18 protein-coding genes, 1 pseudogene and 1 other annotated feature are annotated in these 15,488 nt (G+C 39.7%); of the genes and pseudogenes, 1 reads left to right on the forward strand and 18 read right to left on the reverse strand.

The features are described 5' to 3' along the window. Positions 1–32: 32 nt before the first annotated feature. From ruvB to nadE, 4 genes are all read right to left on the reverse strand, one after another. A complete protein-coding gene (gene ruvB / locus DES38_RS07745; RefSeq protein WP_110251546.1) occupies positions 33–1,043 on the reverse strand; it encodes a Holliday junction branch migration DNA helicase RuvB in 1,011 nt (336 codons plus the stop codon). 17 nt (positions 1,044–1,060) lie between these two features. Continuing rightward, on the reverse strand, positions 1,061–1,657 hold the full coding sequence (ruvA, locus tag DES38_RS07750; protein WP_110251547.1) for a Holliday junction branch migration protein RuvA: 597 nt from the start codon (positions 1,655–1,657) through the stop codon (positions 1,061–1,063). Between the two features lie 148 nt (positions 1,658–1,805). After that, positions 1,806–2,540 (reverse strand): YebC/PmpR family DNA-binding transcriptional regulator, encoded by a 735-nt coding sequence (locus tag DES38_RS07755; protein WP_110251548.1) that lies wholly within the window; start codon positions 2,538–2,540, stop codon positions 1,806–1,808. 98 nt (positions 2,541–2,638) lie between these two features. Further along, positions 2,639–3,379, reverse strand: a complete 741-nt coding sequence (nadE, locus tag DES38_RS07760) for an NAD(+) synthase (RefSeq protein WP_110251549.1) — start codon at positions 3,377–3,379, stop codon at positions 2,639–2,641. Positions 3,380–3,613: 234 nt separating this feature from the next. Between nadE and DES38_RS07765 the strand changes: the two genes are divergently transcribed. Next, positions 3,614–4,150 carry a transcription repressor NadR gene (locus DES38_RS07765; protein ID WP_110251550.1) on the forward strand — a complete coding sequence of 179 codons (537 nt, stop codon included), beginning with the start codon at positions 3,614–3,616 and terminating at the stop codon, positions 4,148–4,150. 86 nt (positions 4,151–4,236) lie between these two features. On the opposite strand, the gene pheA is transcribed toward DES38_RS07765, so the two are convergent. From pheA to DES38_RS12180, 14 genes and pseudogenes are all read right to left on the reverse strand, one after another. Then, on the reverse strand, positions 4,237–5,109 hold the full coding sequence (gene pheA / locus DES38_RS07770) for a prephenate dehydratase (protein WP_110251551.1): 873 nt from the start codon (positions 5,107–5,109) through the stop codon (positions 4,237–4,239). A gap of 28 nt (positions 5,110–5,137) precedes the next feature. Continuing rightward, positions 5,138–5,587: an ACT domain-containing protein gene (locus tag DES38_RS07775; RefSeq protein WP_110251552.1), complete on the reverse strand. Its 450-nt coding sequence runs from the start codon at positions 5,585–5,587 to the stop codon at positions 5,138–5,140. 25 nt (positions 5,588–5,612) lie between these two features. Then, positions 5,613–6,893, reverse strand: coding sequence for a GTPase ObgE (gene obgE / locus DES38_RS07780; RefSeq protein WP_110251553.1), 1,281 nt, complete (start codon positions 6,891–6,893; stop codon positions 5,613–5,615). A gap of 350 nt (positions 6,894–7,243) precedes the next feature. Further along, entirely contained in the window at positions 7,244–7,534 is a 291-nt protein-coding gene (gene rpmA, locus DES38_RS07785) for a 50S ribosomal protein L27 (protein ID WP_110251626.1), read from the reverse strand. Positions 7,535–7,542: 8 nt separating this feature from the next. Next, positions 7,543–7,884, reverse strand: coding sequence for a ribosomal-processing cysteine protease Prp (locus DES38_RS07790; protein ID WP_110251554.1), 342 nt, complete (start codon positions 7,882–7,884; stop codon positions 7,543–7,545). Positions 7,885–7,897: 13 nt separating this feature from the next. Then, positions 7,898–8,206 (reverse strand): 50S ribosomal protein L21, encoded by a 309-nt coding sequence (rplU, locus tag DES38_RS07795; RefSeq protein WP_110251555.1) that lies wholly within the window; start codon positions 8,204–8,206, stop codon positions 7,898–7,900. Positions 8,207–8,222: 16 nt separating this feature from the next. Beyond that, positions 8,223–8,304, reverse strand: a sequence feature (ribosomal protein L21 leader region). 43 nt (positions 8,305–8,347) lie between these two features. After that, positions 8,348–9,757: a ribonuclease E/G gene (locus DES38_RS07800; RefSeq protein ID WP_110251556.1), complete on the reverse strand. Its 1,410-nt coding sequence runs from the start codon at positions 9,755–9,757 to the stop codon at positions 8,348–8,350. 86 nt (positions 9,758–9,843) lie between these two features. Next, a complete protein-coding gene (gene minD / locus DES38_RS07805; RefSeq protein ID WP_110251557.1) occupies positions 9,844–10,644 on the reverse strand; it encodes a septum site-determining protein MinD in 801 nt (266 codons plus the stop codon). Continuing rightward, on the reverse strand, positions 10,637–11,317 hold the full coding sequence (gene minC, locus DES38_RS07810; RefSeq protein WP_110251558.1) for a septum site-determining protein MinC: 681 nt from the start codon (positions 11,315–11,317) through the stop codon (positions 10,637–10,639). The genes minD and minC overlap by 8 nt, the downstream gene beginning before the upstream one ends. 29 nt (positions 11,318–11,346) lie before the next feature. After that, a complete protein-coding gene (gene mreD / locus DES38_RS07815) occupies positions 11,347–11,892 on the reverse strand; it encodes a rod shape-determining protein MreD (RefSeq protein ID WP_110251559.1) in 546 nt (181 codons plus the stop codon). Then, positions 11,889–12,773: a rod shape-determining protein MreC gene (mreC, locus tag DES38_RS07820; protein ID WP_110251560.1), complete on the reverse strand. Its 885-nt coding sequence runs from the start codon at positions 12,771–12,773 to the stop codon at positions 11,889–11,891. The genes mreD and mreC overlap by 4 nt, the downstream gene beginning before the upstream one ends. A 14-nt stretch (positions 12,774–12,787) precedes the next feature. Then, positions 12,788–13,828: a rod shape-determining protein gene (locus DES38_RS07825; protein ID WP_110251561.1), complete on the reverse strand. Its 1,041-nt coding sequence runs from the start codon at positions 13,826–13,828 to the stop codon at positions 12,788–12,790. Positions 13,829–14,003: 175 nt separating this feature from the next. Continuing rightward, positions 14,004–14,144 (reverse strand): annotated as a pseudogene (locus tag DES38_RS12215) (JAB domain-containing protein); the annotation flags it as partial. Next, positions 14,099–15,163: a group II intron reverse transcriptase/maturase gene (locus DES38_RS12180; RefSeq protein WP_342767372.1), complete on the reverse strand. Its 1,065-nt coding sequence runs from the start codon at positions 15,161–15,163 to the stop codon at positions 14,099–14,101. The gene DES38_RS12180 and the pseudogene DES38_RS12215, both read right to left, overlap by 46 nt. Positions 15,164–15,488: the final 325 nt, after the last annotated feature.

A 15,488-nucleotide genomic window follows, 5' to 3' on the forward strand; every position in this document is an offset into this window, starting at 1 on the left:
GAACATCGATAGTTTCAATAAGTATTAATTGATTACTGATCTTTTTTAGGATAGCTCCGATTAAAGTGAAGATAACTTTGTTCTGTCACAATCCGGCCTCGCGGGGTTCGCTGAATAAAACCTTTTTGTAATAAAAAGGGCTCATAGACATCTTCAATGGTTTGAGATTCTTCCCCTATTGTGGCCGATAACGTATCAAGACCAACGGGCCCACCATTAAACTGATCCATAATACTAAGTAATAACTTATGATCAATATGATCTAGTCCTATTTTGTCCACTTGTAGCATCGTTAAGGCGCGGTCCGTTGTTGCCATACTTACTTCTGTTTCCCCGCGCACTTGAGAAATGTCGCGAACACGTTTCAGTAGCCGATTAGCGATTCGTGGTGTTCCTCTTGAGCGTCTTGCAATCTCAATCGCTGCTTCTGAATTAATGGATACATCAAACACTGTTGCACTCCGTTCGATAATTTCTCTTAAGGCCTCTGTATCATAATATTCTAAGCGACTTAAAACGCCGAACCGATCTCGTAATGGCGCAGTTAATAACCCAGCACGGGTGGTTGCTCCGACTAATGTAAATGGTGGTAAATCCAGTCGGACAGAGCGCGCCGTTGATCCTGTCCCTATCACAATATCTAAACAAAAATCCTCCATTGCCGGGTAAAGAATTTCTTCAACTGCACGAGGCAATCGATGAATTTCATCAATAAACAAGACATCACCTGCTTCTAATGAAGAGAGGATTGCTGCCAAATCACCAGCTTTTTCAATGGCAGGACCAGACGTGGTTCGAAATTCCACACCCATTTCGTTGGCAATAATTTGTGCGAGGGTTGTTTTTCCCAGTCCTGGTGGTCCATATAATAAGACATGGTCGAGAGGTTCATGACGCATTTTAGCCGCTTGAATAAAGATAGCTAAATTTTCTTTTGCTTTATGTTGACCAATGTATTGACTTAATGCTTTTGGACGCAAACTAAGTTCAATTATTTCTTCGTCATCATCAAGGGGTAAGCCTGTAATCATCCGATCATCCATTGCTATTCACCTCCTAATTATTTCGTTAACAAACGTAGCCCTAACCGTATCAATGCGTCGGTTGGTTTATCACTTTCCGGTTTAAGCTCAGCTTCAATTGCTTTAATTTCTTTCTCTTTGTAGCCCAAGGATTTTAACGCTTCGATCGCTTCGGTTAATGCTGTACTCGACTGTTTTGCTGAGTGCATAGCTTTATTTAGATCCGGTTGTATTTCAATATCCAGTTTTCCTTTTAAGTCTAAAATCATCTGACGGGCAGTTTTTTTTCCTACGCCAGGAAATGTCGTTAAGTATTTTTCATTTTCTTCTTCAATTGCTACCATAAATTGACTGACATCGCCCTGTCCAATGATGGACAAGGCACCCTTTGGTCCAATGCCTGAGACACTTAAAATTTTCGAAAACAAGGTTTTCTCTTCGCGATTTTTAAAACCATATAATACTTGTTGATCTTCGCGCACATAATAATAAGTGAAAATTTTTATCGTTTCATTTATATGTCGTTCAAATTGATAAGGATTTGCACAAATGACTTCATACCCTAATCCTTGAATATCAACAATTGCTTTTGATTCAATCAGCTCAATGAGCTCACCTTCTACGTAATTAATCATCTTATCAACTCCAGCTCTAGTCTCTAAGCTATTTTAACACACAATCATATGTTCGAGTAGGGCAAATCCTTGAAGCAACGGCTGTGAATTTTCACATAAATAAATCTACCGGCATCACTACCGGTAGATTTATCTATGATACTGTTTGCTAGCTGTCTTTTAACGCTGCGTTGTGATAAAGATCTTGAACATCTTCTAAATCTTCCAACCGGTCAATCAACTGTTGCACCTTATCGTAATCAGCAGTCTCAAGTGTTGACATTGTTGTAGGTATAAAGGTTACTTCTGACTCAGCAATCGAAAGTTCATTGTCTTCTAGCGCTGTTTTTACAGCATTAAACATTTCAGGTTCTGTATAAATTTCAAATGCTTCAGCCGATGTTTCTAACTCTTCAGCACCAGCTTCGAGTATGAATAACATCAATGTATCCTCGTCAATTGCTGTTTCTTCACGGTCAATCACGAGATAACCACGACGATTAAACATAAAAGAAACACAACCATTCTCACCTAAATTACCACCTGACTTAGAAAATGCATGGCGCACATCAGCAGCAGCGCGGTTTTTATTATCCGTTAATATTTCAACCATCACCGCTGTACCGGCAGACCCATAACCTTCATAAAATACTTCTTCATAAGTTACTCCGTCTAAGTTACCCGTAGCTTTTTTGATCGCGCGTTCAATATTATCATTAGGCATATTGCTTGCCTTTGCCTTATCGACAGATAAGCGGAGACCAGGATTCATTTCTGGGTCAGGTCCACCTTCTTTAGCGGCAGTATAAATGTCTTTTGCAGCTTTCATGAAAATCTTTCCACGCTTAGCATCTTGTGTATTTTTACGTTTTTGGATGTTTTTCCATTTCGAATGTCCAGCCATTAATTATTGTCTCCTCTCCGTTGATACCATTTTCTCACTAAATGATATCATATCTTTCAAGATGAGCCAAAAGGAAGACAAAATTAACCTTATTCACATTAAAATGCAGGTGGAAATCCAATGCCATCACGCTTATGCTGTGAACGCTGATGCATCGCATCGATAATTTTTCTATCCTTCTCTGGAATCGATTCACCTTTTAGGTAACGATCAATCATATCATAGGTCGTTCCCATTTCGTTTTCGTCCGTTTGGCCTTCCCAGAGACCGGCGCTCGGTTTTTTATCTATAACTGTATCAGGAACACCTAAATAACGAGCCATTTCTCTGACTTCACCTTTGGTTAAGTGAACAAGTGGTGCGATATCAACACCGCCATCGCCATACTTTGTGAAATACCCCGTATGCCATTCAGCTAAGTTATCAGTACCAACAACAAGATAGCGATGATTGGTTGCCACGGTATATAAGGTGCTCATTCGTAAGCGTGCACGTAAATTCGCATCAGCGAGACGGGTTTGCTCAACATTGACAAGATCAGCTTTCTCTAAAGTCTCATTAATTGTACCGAATAAAACATCATGCGTTTCCGATAAATCAATCGTCAAACTATCAATATCACAAGACGCCGCAACAGCTTGCGCATGAACTAAATCATCCCCCTCACTTTTACATGGCATCATCACGCCTAGACTATGATCTGGCATTGCTTTTTTAATAAGGTGTGCCACAACGGCAGAATCGATGCCACCGCTAATTCCGACTAAAAGACCATCAACCTTTGCTTCTGCTACTTTTGCTTGCAACCAATCCACTAAATGTTTCACTTTATCTTCCATTTGATTCATTCCTTTCTTAGCTATCCCTTTAATGCCCTGCTTATTAGCTCTCACCACTATTATTCCTTAAAACCTTTAAAGTTGCAATCAATAAACGGAATGACTTTAATCACTTCATGCGCTTAAACTAAACGCGAGCGCATCAATCGATTGTGCAATCCCTGTTAATTAAGCATTGCAATTTTAAAGCAGAACACATAAACTTAATTTAGTGCGTAAGAAAGGGGCAAGATGATGGCCAAACAAGAAAAATTAATCGGTGAACAAAGAAGAGAGGCATTATTATCTTGGTTAAAGACTTCAGATGCACCCATTACGGGTACAGAACTAGCGAATAAAGCAGGGGTAAGCCGCCAAGTTATTGTCCAAGACATATCGCTATTAAAAGCGAAAAATGAGCCAATTATTGCCACAAGTCAAGGTTATTTACTGATGCAAACACAACCTGAGACACCTATGTATGAACGAATTATTCCATGTGTGCACACGCCCGAACAGACCGAAGACGAGCTGAATACAATGGTTGATGCTGGTGTTACTGTGAAAAATGTCATTGTTGAACATCCGGTATATGGTGATTTAGAAGCGTTAGTTATGGTTAAAGATCGACATGACGTGAAAAACTTTTTAGCGCGTATTTCATCAACTAACGCCCCGCTTTTATCTGTTTTAACTGAAGGCGTTCATCTTCACACGATTTCAAGTGATACCGAAGAAAAACTAGATGTTTGTGAATTGCATTTAAAGCAAAAAGGTTACATTTTCGAATAAACATCCATTCAAAAAACGAACCAGCACTGGCAAAATCGCCAACCGGGTTCGTTTTTTTTACATCTATGTTCCAACAAAGACAAAAATTAATCCATTTGTTGGTCTTCACTCGAATAGTATGGATAACTACCAAGTACTTCAACCTGACAACCAATCGCCTCAATTTCTTGAATCGTATTCGGTACAAGAATATCATCCATTTTCTGTTCAATATCAATTAAGAAATAATACTGACCCAACGCTGTTTTCATTGGACGAGATTCAATTTTTGATAAGTTAATCCGGCGCCAAGAAAAGGCCGATAAGACTTGGTGGAGCGCTCCCGCATGATCGGTGGGCAGCGCAATCATAAAGGTTGTTTTAAAGCCTCTAATCGGTAAATGTAACGACCTGAGTGCTGTATCATTCTTATGTAACACAACGAATCGTGTATGGTTATTATCTAAGTCATGTATGTTTGATCGAACAATTCTTAAGCCATAAGTTTCTGCTGCTTGTTCATTTGCAATCGCACCAATGTGGTGTTCCGGATGCTCACTTACAAATTGTGCAGCTGCCCCTGTTGAACTATACGTCACATTTTTGGCATGACGCATTGTTTGACTTAAAAAGTGATGACACTGAGCAAGTGCATGAGGATGCGAGTATATCGTTTCAACTTGTTCCCATCTATCTGCATTTTTTTCATGAACCATAAAATGTTGTTTTACTGGCACGATAATTTCACTGACGATTTTTAAGGTCTTAGAAGCAATTAAATAATCTAATGTTAAATTGACAGTTCCCTCAAGCGTGTTTTCTAAAGGCACAACTGCATATTTGACATGACCGAACTTCACAGCATCAAAACAAGCGGGTATCGTTTGGTAAGGCATGCTATGTTCATTTTTAAATAAAGCATCGACAGCAATATTCGTAAATGTCCCTTTTGGTCCTAAATAACCAATCGCATCTGACATTCTTTACTCCTCCTTCTGACAGCTCTCACTAGACGCCTGAACTTAAGACATCAATTTGATGAATACATTCATGTTGCTTCAATTCCTTAATCAAATCATTCAAATCCACCTTTAAATGTTCAATATCTAATGATACCGTTACATTTGCTTTGCCGTTTATCGGAATCGATTGATGTATGGTTAAGATATTTCCGCCGTGTTTAGCAATCCGGTCTAAAAGATGAGACAAGGTACCTTGACGATCTTCCAAATGAAAGACAAGTGTAATGATTTTTGCTTGTTGAATCGTTCGAAAAGGAAAGACGGCATCTCGGTACTTATAAAAAGCACTCCGAGATAACCCGACTTCTTTCACAGCTTCATATACGCTACTGGCTTTACCACGATCAAGCGCCTCTTTTACTGCTAATGTTTTTTTCATTGCTTCAGGCAAAAAATCTCCGCGAATTAGATAAAACAGATCTTTGTCTTCTCGCATCAAACCGTCCCTCCTTATCGATTACTTATTCAATAAACTCAAATTCATATTTCATAATTCTAACAGTATCGCCATCTTTGGCGCCACGCTCACGTAATGCTTCATCAATTCCCATTGCTCGCATTTGGCGAGAAAAACGTTGAATCGATTCATCACGGGTTAAGTCTGTCATTTTAAATAACTTTTCGAGACGTCTTCCTGACAAGACATAAGCACCATCATCAGCCCGGTTAATCACAAACGGAATCTCTTCTGCTTGGTGTTTATAAACAATTCGCTCAGGAGCTTCTTCAACCGGTGTTGTGAATTTTGGAATCGCATCTAACTGATCGGCAATCATAAAGACTAATTCGCGCAGACCATTTCTCGTTACTGCCGAAATGGGTAAAACCGGATAGTCTTCTGTTAATTGTTCTTTAAAGAAAGCCAATTGTTCTTCAGCTTCTGGGATATCCATTTTATTTGCAACAATAATTTGTGGACGGTCTAATAAACGTTCATCAAATTGTCGTAATTCTTCATTGATTGTTAAGAAGTCTTCATAAGGATCGCGCCCTTCAGTACTTGCCATATCAATCACATGAACAATTAAGCGTGTCCGTTCGATATGACGTAAAAATTGATGGCCTAGACCTACACCGGAGTGCGCACCTTCGATTAATCCTGGTAAGTCAGCCATCACGAAACTACGCTGATCTTCCGTTTCTACCATGCCTAAGTTTGGTTGTAAGGTGGTGAAATGATAATCTGCAATTTTCGGACGTGCTGCTGAGACTACTGATAAAAGCGTTGATTTACCTACACTCGGGAAGCCAACCAATCCGACATCTGCCATCACTTTTAATTCAATAACGATGTCACGTTCAATTCCCGGCTCACCGTTTTCCGCAATCTCTGGGGCTGGATTTTTAGCTGTCGCAAAGCGAATGTTACCACGACCACCGCGACCACCCTTACAAATGACTGCTTGCTGTTGATGTTCCGTTAAATCTGCCAAGATTTCGCCAGTTTCATCATCTTTTATTGTTGTACCTGCCGGTACTTTAAGCACCATTGGGTCACTATTTTTTCCATGTTGTCCTTTACTCATTCCATTTTCACCATGTTTTGCTTTAAAGTGCCGTTGATATCTAAAGTCCATTAATGTACTGAGGCCTTCATCCACTTCAAAAACAACATCTGCACCATTTCCACCGTCACCACCGGACGGTCCACCAAATGGTACATATTTTTCACGACGGAAAGAAGCTAAACCGTTCCCTCCATCACCAGCTTTTACATAAACCTTTACCTGATCGACAAACATTACTCCACCTCTTTTCTGTATGATTGTTTTACAAAACATACATGTTTAGTTCTAAGCTATAACTTTTTTTGAACTACCCACCACTTAACGCCCTTACAAGCTGTTTGAAGTGGGGGGGCTCGCTAATATTTAGATAAAATAACACCTAAAAGGTTACATTGTATTGATCTCGCCTTATTTTTGATTAATAGTAAGAAAATTATAACAAATTAATGATACCCTGTAAAAGTTTTTCTTAGCTATATTCACAGATACCACTTCGGTCTCAGGTGATGACCACCATTAGAAGCCATCAAAAAAAGCATGTCTCGAAAGAAAATTCTCAAGAGACACGCTTTTCATTACTCGCATTATGCTTCTTGTGCAACAGGATACACACTTACGCGTTTGCGGTTACGGCCTACGCGTTCGAAACGTACAATACCATCTGCTTTCGCAAATAAAGTATCATCTCCACCACGGCCAACATTATTGCCCGGATAGATTTTAGTTCCGCGTTGACGGTAAAGAATTGATCCTCCAGTAACCATTTGTCCATCTGCGCGTTTTGCGCCAAGACGTTTTGATTCTGAATCACGACCGTTCTTTGAGCTACCCACACCTTTTTTAGATGCGAAGAATTGTAAGTCTAAACGTAACATCATCGGTTTCAACCTCCTTGTTTTGCAGAGATAGTTATATACTGACCATAGTCCTTTTCGATTGTTTCTAATGAAGTAACCATCCCTTCAAGAAGTAGCCGCGCTTTAGCTAATGCTTCCGCTGGTACATCTGTTGGAAGTGTTACCTTTAAGTAACCACCATCTTTACCTTGGTCAATCTTTGGTTCAAGTTCAGCATGCATCATTACAGCGTTTGTCATCCCGAACGTGACAGCAGAAACTGCAGCACAGACAAGATCATGACCATGAGGTCCGCTATCGGCATGTCCACTCAATTCAAATCCTTGAATTGAATCATCATCTTTTCGATCAATCGTAACGTTAATCATACAGCATCATACCTTAAGCGTTAATTTTTTCGATTACTACTTTTGTATAGGGCTGACGGTGACCTTGTTTACGGTGATAGTTTTTCTTAGCTTTGAATTTGTAAACTGTTACCTTTTTCTGACGACCGTGTTTTTCTACTTTCGCCTCAACTGAAGCACCTTCTACTAATGGCGCGCCGACTTTTACGTCATCACCACTTACGAAAAGAACTTTGTCAAATGTAACTGTTTCACCAGCTTCTGTTGCTAATTTCTCAATGTAGATTTCTTGACCTTCTTCTACTCTGATTTGTTTACCACCAGTTTCAATAATTGCGTACATCCTAATTGCACCTCCTTAAAAGACTCAGACTCGCCATCACAGGCGCGATCAGATCGCTTATATCTAAAAATACCTGGTCTGCGCGGTTGTAGCAACGGGTGCTACTTAACTTGCATAACGTTAAAATCATACCACGTCTAATTAGAGAATGTCAATATGTTTAAACTGTTTTTCTTTAATGACCTGATTAATGAGTGCTGATGATCCTGCGTGTTTGATGTTAAAAGCGTTTATGGCATCATTTTCGACCAATATAATTTCTTGCTTCACTTTTTCTTTCAACGATGATTGCTCAATTTCATTAATGAACCCCTGATAGAAGTCGGGATGCATTTCAATAATAGCAGCCTCATCATGAAAACCAATTAACAATCGTTCAAATTCGTAGTACACCGTTGATGGCTTTTTGATTAACTGCTTGGTGGTTAAATCAAACCAGTGGTGACTGAGACTTTTATCAGTACGCTTTCGTGTCATCTCAAACAGCCCCATTCGACTAAAACCATATGCTTGTGTTGTTCGATCGGAAGACTTAAGTGTCGTCTTCATCAGCTTTTCAATCTGATCACGCATCTGTTTTTTCGGCATCCGTAGGAAATCAATTACAATCATTCCAGAAATATTACGCGCTTCTATAGCTTTGAGCGCACCTTTCGCTGCAATCTCATTAATCTTAAGCGCACTATCATGGGTGTTTACTTTTCCAGTAAACCCAGCTGAATTCACATCAATTACAGTCATTGCTTCAGTTGATTCAACGACAATCTCGATACCCTTCGTTAAGGGGATCACAGGTTGAGCAAGACTTACCATAAACGCCTCAATCTTTGGTGCTAACTGAGCAATCAAATCATGCTTATAGAATACCCGTTCTTTCACATCGGGAAAGCGATTGATAATACGCTGTTTTAACATCTGTGAATCAACCAAAACGTGTGTCAGCGTTTCGCTATTTTCCATTAATAAGGCCTCACCAATGATGTGTTCATCAAATAAACAACCCGGCTTTTTCACTTGTTTACGCTTGAGAAGTATTTCTTGCCAATAGGTTTTTAATTGTTCAAATAGAGCGATTGCGGCTTCTTTTGAATATGCAGCTCCTTTGGTTCGAATCAATAAACCTTCATCCTCCAACATAAACCAACCACGAATACTTGTCTGCTTTTCTTGGTCAATCTTGTTTGAAATAAATAAACCCGTCTCCAACGGTAAATACACCATCGCTGTGTTCATCTTCAAGTTTATCTTTTCGGTCACACGAGCACCTTTCCCTAAAAAAGGCGCTTTGATAATTTGAACCAACAAAAATGCACCTTCTGTTGGCACCTGGTTGTACAAATCCTTCATATCTAAATAAGCTGCTGTCGGTAGACCAATATCGATAAATAATGCATTTAAACTCTTATCAACTCGTTTCACTTGCCCTAAGTAAATGGCATCCACATTCGCACTTTTTTCAGGTACATACGCTTCCGCTTCAATGCAATGATCATCTTTCACTAGACAAGCAACGTGTTCAGATAGCGTTTCACTTAAGTACAATGTCTTCATAAATGTCTCCTTTTCTCACTCACGCCACAAGAAAAGCGCTCACTACTCATCCATCACGATCTTGAGTAAGAGGCGCTTTCGTCAACTTATTTTTCACGCATGCCAAAGAATTTCTTCACTTTCTGTAAAACACCTTGTTCTTCTTCAAATGATTGTAGTGGAACAGATTCACCTAAAATACGTCTGGCTATATTTCGGTAACTGATCGATGCTTTAGAATTCGATTGCAAGGCGATTGGTTCCCCATGATTTGATGCTTTAATAACCTCGTCATCATCAGCGACAATACCTAAAAGATCGATTGATAAGACTTGAATAATTTCGTCGATTGACATCATATCTCCATTTTTCATCATATGATTTCTAATACGATTAATTACAAGTTGCGGTGGTTCAATTTCTTCTTTTTCTAACAAACCAATGATTCGATCTGCATCGCGCACACTCGATTTTTCTGGTGTAGTGACAACAATCGCGTGGTCAGCACCAGCAACCGCATTCTTGTAACCTTGCTCAATCCCTGCTGGGCAATCGATTAAGATATAATCAAATTCTTCTTTTAGTTCAGCGATCATCTCAATCATTGCTTCAGGACTTAAATCATGCTTATCGCTTGTCTGTGCAGCCGGTAATAAAAATAAATAATCAAAGCGTTTATCCTTAATCAAAGCTTGTTTTAGCTTACAACGCCCTTGAGCAACATCAATAATATCATAAATAATTCGGTTCTCAAGTCCCATCACGACATCTAAATTTCGAAGTCCGATATCTGTATCCATCAAGCATACTTTTTTATCTAATAATGCTAAGGCAGTACCTAAATTTGCAGTTGTGGTTGTTTTACCAACACCACCCTTACCTGAGGTGATTACAATCGCTTCAGCCATTCAAAACACTCCTTTCAAAACCGTTTAATTCCGGACGTTTCTTTTGCACCCGTTGAATGCGGTCAATCATGATCATTTCATTCTCGATAAACGCACATTCCATGGTGACACCTTCTGTTTCATAATCAGGTGAGCGAGAATATAGCGCAGCTATACGGAGCTGAACGGGATTCATTAATGAGGCAGCAATGATTGATTCTTTGTTACCACTGGTCCCCGCATGTGCAATCCCTCTGAGTGCACCCATTACAAAAACATTTCCGGTCGCTTTAATCGTACCACCTGGGTTAATATCACCGAAGACCAGCAAATCACCCGTTACATCAATCACTTGCCCTGAGCGGACCGTTTTTGATAAGACATGGATATCGTTCTCTTCTTTTAAACGCAGGGCCTCTTCTTTTGTCATAACTTTTGTGTCGATGGATTGCACGACTAACTTTTCCTTGCTTCGAATCATCTCGCGCAACTGTTCTTCTTCATCCTTATGTAAGAATCGGTAACCTAAGTCTATTTTAACTGTCACTAATGATTGATTATCATCAAAGTTTTTTTGTGATAAGATTTCTGCTAATTCAGCAAGAACATCGCTGAATTGAGCGCGGTCATCTAAAACAAGACTGAGACCATCACGCGTACCCTTCATTGTAATATGCTGTTTTTTATTCGCCATCATCACACCTCCTGATTATCTTCATTGTGCTAATTTTTAAATTTAGTCTCTTCGAAACGTCTCGTTGAGTAAGTCAATAACCGTTTCTTAAATAAAACGAAAAAGATTAAATATACCACCATATTAACAATCAAGGTATAGATAAATCGTTCATTAATATAATCAGTAAAGGCAATCTGTTGATAACCTACCCATGTATAAATGCGGTACAGCAACAATTCTAATACCGCTAACCCCAAAAGCATAAGGAAGCTCGTGACATAAATATTCACATGCAAAAGTTTGCGTAAACTATGAAGCAGATAAATCGTGATCGCATAACTAAACATGTATACACCTAATACACCAGTATAAACAATGTCCATCATTAATCCAGCTATCATTGCATACAAGACTCCATAGTAACTTGACTCTAAGTCATAATAAAGTGTTACTAACACAAGAAAGACAAAAACACCATGAATGACGACGGTAAAGCCTTGGTTCGTCAAATAGACTGGAATAAACAGATAATTAATCCCCTGAAAAGCGACTAAAAGTAAGAGAATAACCGGTGGAAAGAAGCGCGCCATCATTCTTCGCCACTTCCTTCCTCTGCTTCAACTTCAAAAATTGTCGGCATCGTACGGTCAACAATAATCACATGATTAAACCCTTCAAGCGCAGCCGAAGGTTTAATATATGCCACCTGCGTTAGCCCGTACTGATCGGTGGTAACTTCTTCAATCGTACCAATCTCTAACCCTTTTGGAAAGACGCCTCCAAGCCCAGAAGAAAAGACTACTTCATCAACAGGAATTTCATCGTAATAATCGGAAAACTCCAACACTAATTGCTCTTTCTCTTCATTATAACCGAGAATAAACCCTTTTGCATCTTCCGTTTGATCAGTTAAATCGACATTCACGGAAATACGATTCGAACGATCAAAACCATTAAGTAGCAGCACCCGTGACGTGAATTGTGAGGTTGACTGCACTTTACCAATCATTCCTTCAGCAGTAATCACAGCCATATCTTTTGTAACCCCATGTTGTTCGCCTTTATTTAACATGACTTGTTTAAACCACTGATCTGGGTTCCTTGCGATCACCGATGCTTGAATTGGTTCATAGTCTGTGATTGACTCTGATTTACCAAGCATCGCTGCAAGTTCTTCGTTTTCTTTGGTTAGCTCTTGAACTTCATATACTTTTTGTTGGTATTGTGATAGATTCTCTTTTAAAACTTGATTCTCTTGATATAAATTTTTCATCTCATCAATATTATCAGCAACACCCGCCACATATGTGACTGGCGTTAACACAACCTGTTGTAGGGCACCGATACCGTCTTGAATAAATTGTTCAACAGACGACAACTGGTTGCGTTCGCTTATTGAGAAACCTATCAATCCCACGAGAATAATTAAACTCAGTAGGATTGTAAATAACCGTTTCCTTCGGAAAAACGACATAACAAATCCTCCATTTATAAACGATCTGTGCGGTTAGCAACATTCGGATGTGATTTAAAGTGCTCAATATACTCTAAGGCCATACCAGTACCAATCGCCACACTATCTAGTGGTGATTCAGCAATAAAGACTGGCATTTGCGTTTCTTTTGAGATCACTTCATCCAGTCCTTTGAGTAAAGCCCCACCACCAGATAAGACAATCCCTCGTTCCATAACATCTGACGAGAGCTCTGGAGGTGTTTTCTCTAAAGTAAGTTTGACGGCATCAATAATGGCATTAACCGTATCTCTTAACGCACGTGTAACTTCACTTGCAGAGACGGTAATTGTTTTGGGTAAACCTGTTAACAAGTCGCGCCCACGAATATCAATCGTTGGATTTTCTTCCGTTTCTTTTGCTGAACCGATCTCCATTTTCACCGCTTCAGCAGAACGAACACCAATCATTAAACTGTATTGTTTGCGAATGTATTGAATGATGGCATCATCCATATCGTCTCCTGCGGTACGAATCGACTGACTTGTAACCACACCACCAAGTGAAATAACGGCAACTTCCGTTGTCCCACCACCAATATCGACAATCATACTACCGGTTGGTTCCCAGACGGGGAGACCAGCACCAATTGCTGCTGCAAACGGTTCAGAGACTGGAAATGCATCTTTCGCTCCTGCTTGTTTGGTTGCATCAATAACAGCACGTTCTTCGACCATCGTAATGCCTGACGGTACACAGACCATGACGTTCGGTTTCCGCGCAAACGGTGAGCGTTTTTTCTGAGCCAGACGAATATAATACTTCATCATCGATGCCGTCGTATCGTAATCAGCAATCACACCGTCTTTCATTGGACGAATGACAGAAATATTTCCTGGTGTCCGACCGATCATATTTCTGGCATCGCTACCAACTGCTTCAATTTCTCCAGTTGAATTATTTTTTGCTACCACGGACGGTTCTCTAACTACAATTCCCTTACCTTTAATGTAAACCAATGTATTGGCTGTTCCTAAATCGATCCCTAAATCTTGCGTAAAACTAAACTTTGCCACGTTAATCTTCCTCCTAATGTTTAAACAAAAGCTGATTGCTTTATCGTTCATGCTCATATGCGTTTTTAATTTATTATAACAAGAAACGCCGAACACAAAAATGAATTCTGTGTTGGGCGCTTGTTTTATAACTCGCCTATTCAATTATACGAGAATTTGTAAAAAATAGATAGTGCTAGACGTAGCCTTTTTCTTTTAATGAGACAAATTTATGATCGCCAATCACAATATGGTCAAGGAGACCTATGCCAATCATTTCGCCACATTCAGCTAATCGTTTAGTAACGTTGATATCTTCTTGAGATGGTGATGGATCGTAGGGTCGATTGCATTGGTGTGTGATATCTTTTCAATCTCCCTCAGAACCGTACGTACTCCTTTCAAAGTATACGGCTCGCCAGTGCTGTGCTTCATTTGGTCAAACTGGAAATCGCGTTGTCTAAATGGCCGAAAGCCCCTCTCTTTCATCAAAAGCCCTGCTTGTTTAACGGTTAATCGGTGCTTGTTGGCGACGGTCCTAAGAAAACTTTGATAAGCAAAGTAACAGAACCGGTCGAGTGGTTGACGATTGCTAATATAGCGGTAATAAAAGCAAATCGCTGTCAACTCTTTTTGATAAGTACGGTATATGGCATGGAGCGTTCGGTGAACTAAATAACCGCGACTTTTCGCTTTACCATCCGTAAACGATCCATAATCAAATAGGGCCGAAAGTTGTGCTTGCCGCTGAACTGGGCACTCAAACACATACCCTTGTTTTACTTTGTGATAACGAAGTCTGAAACCACATAAATACTGGGGGCGTCTTTCGAGTACACGTAAACTTTGAATAGGTAATTCAACAGGCCAGACCGTCCGAAAAGATTTCACCGTCATTTCTTCAATTAAAACCGTTGTCCCCATGCGATTGTTGACGGTCACAAACGGTTTATTTAGTTTTCCTAATTCAACCATATATAAAAACCGCATTAGTTTTTCAGCAAATAATAAATCAACCATGTGACGCATAAAAGAAAAAGGCAACATTGCTGCGAGCGTCTCTATTGTTTTTACATCATTGACCAACACGGTTAACACGGGATAACGAAATGCCGGTTTATCAATGCGGAAACTGATCAGTTCTTGATGGTTGATGGCTTGATGCTCTTGTTTTACTGTTGGCTGAACGGATATTACACGTTGGTTATAGTGGTGAAACGCACAAATAATTTCTGTTAAGACTGTACGCTTTTGTTGATTGGAGAGTTGGTGGAAGGGGCGATGAAGTAGCGACTGTTCGTTACTACTTAATTGATAAAAAATTCGACTAAGCGGATGTAGGTTAAACATACACATTTCCTTTCCAAATGAAGCAACTAACACCTGTCTTCCTTTTCCATGCTAAACAGATTACCTGCAAACGTTGAATACTATGAAGACTCCGTTACCTTATAACCGAGTGGTTACTTAGGCAATCCCTACCTTACTAACATAGAAAGAAGCGGCATACTTAGGTACTCCTTTTGACTATTACTTATTTAAAGTTCGATGAAGATGCGCTAACGATAGAAGTGGTCTGACGTACCGCTTCTATTCATCTTCGATTGATTGTATCAATCACGAATCACGTTCGTAAGTCTAGAGTTCAGGCAATCAAGCTTTTACCTTATATGCCTTGGAC

This window comes from Streptohalobacillus salinus, from assembly GCF_003201605.1.
GTDB lineage: Bacteria > Bacillota > Bacilli > Bacillales > Amphibacillaceae > Streptohalobacillus > Streptohalobacillus salinus.

What these genes read in the sequence shown, in the direction of transcription:
- obgE (WP_110251553.1), bottom strand. Translation starts at nt 6,893, where the DNA reads ATGTTTGTCGATCAGGTAAAGGTTTATGTAAAAGCTGGTGATGGAGGG.
- DES38_RS12180 (WP_342767372.1), bottom strand. Translation starts at nt 15,163, where the DNA reads ATGTGTATGTTTAACCTACATCCGCTTAGTCGAATTTTTTATCAATTA.
- DES38_RS07775 (WP_110251552.1), bottom strand. Translation starts at nt 5,587, where the DNA reads ATGCGAGAAGACAAAGATCTGTTTTATCTAATTCGCGGAGATTTTTTG.
- rplU (WP_110251555.1), bottom strand. Translation starts at nt 8,206, where the DNA reads ATGTACGCAATTATTGAAACTGGTGGTAAACAAATCAGAGTAGAAGAA.
- minD (WP_110251557.1), bottom strand. Translation starts at nt 10,644, where the DNA reads ATGGCTGAAGCGATTGTAATCACCTCAGGTAAGGGTGGTGTTGGTAAA.
- mreC (WP_110251560.1), bottom strand. Translation starts at nt 12,773, where the DNA reads ATGTCGTTTTTCCGAAGGAAACGGTTATTTACAATCCTACTGAGTTTA.
- DES38_RS07790 (WP_110251554.1), bottom strand. Translation starts at nt 7,884, where the DNA reads ATGATTAACGTTACGATTGATCGAAAAGATGATGATTCAATTCAAGGA.
- DES38_RS07755 (WP_110251548.1), bottom strand. Translation starts at nt 2,540, where the DNA reads ATGGCTGGACATTCGAAATGGAAAAACATCCAAAAACGTAAAAATACA.
- DES38_RS07800 (WP_110251556.1), bottom strand. Translation starts at nt 9,757, where the DNA reads ATGAAGACATTGTACTTAAGTGAAACGCTATCTGAACACGTTGCTTGT.
- minC (WP_110251558.1), bottom strand. Translation starts at nt 11,317, where the DNA reads ATGGCGAATAAAAAACAGCATATTACAATGAAGGGTACGCGTGATGGT.
- rpmA (WP_110251626.1), bottom strand. Translation starts at nt 7,534, where the DNA reads ATGTTACGTTTAGACTTACAATTCTTCGCATCTAAAAAAGGTGTGGGT.
- mreD (WP_110251559.1), bottom strand. Translation starts at nt 11,892, where the DNA reads ATGATGGCGCGCTTCTTTCCACCGGTTATTCTCTTACTTTTAGTCGCT.
- ruvA (WP_110251547.1), bottom strand. Translation starts at nt 1,657, where the DNA reads ATGATTAATTACGTAGAAGGTGAGCTCATTGAGCTGATTGAATCAAAA.
- ruvB (WP_110251546.1), bottom strand. Translation starts at nt 1,043, where the DNA reads ATGGATGATCGGATGATTACAGGCTTACCCCTTGATGATGACGAAGAA.
- pheA (WP_110251551.1), bottom strand. Translation starts at nt 5,109, where the DNA reads ATGTCAGATGCGATTGGTTATTTAGGACCAAAAGGGACATTTACGAAT.
- DES38_RS07765 (WP_110251550.1), top strand. Translation starts at nt 3,614, where the DNA reads ATGGCCAAACAAGAAAAATTAATCGGTGAACAAAGAAGAGAGGCATTA.
- nadE (WP_110251549.1), bottom strand. Translation starts at nt 3,379, where the DNA reads ATGGAAGATAAAGTGAAACATTTAGTGGATTGGTTGCAAGCAAAAGTA.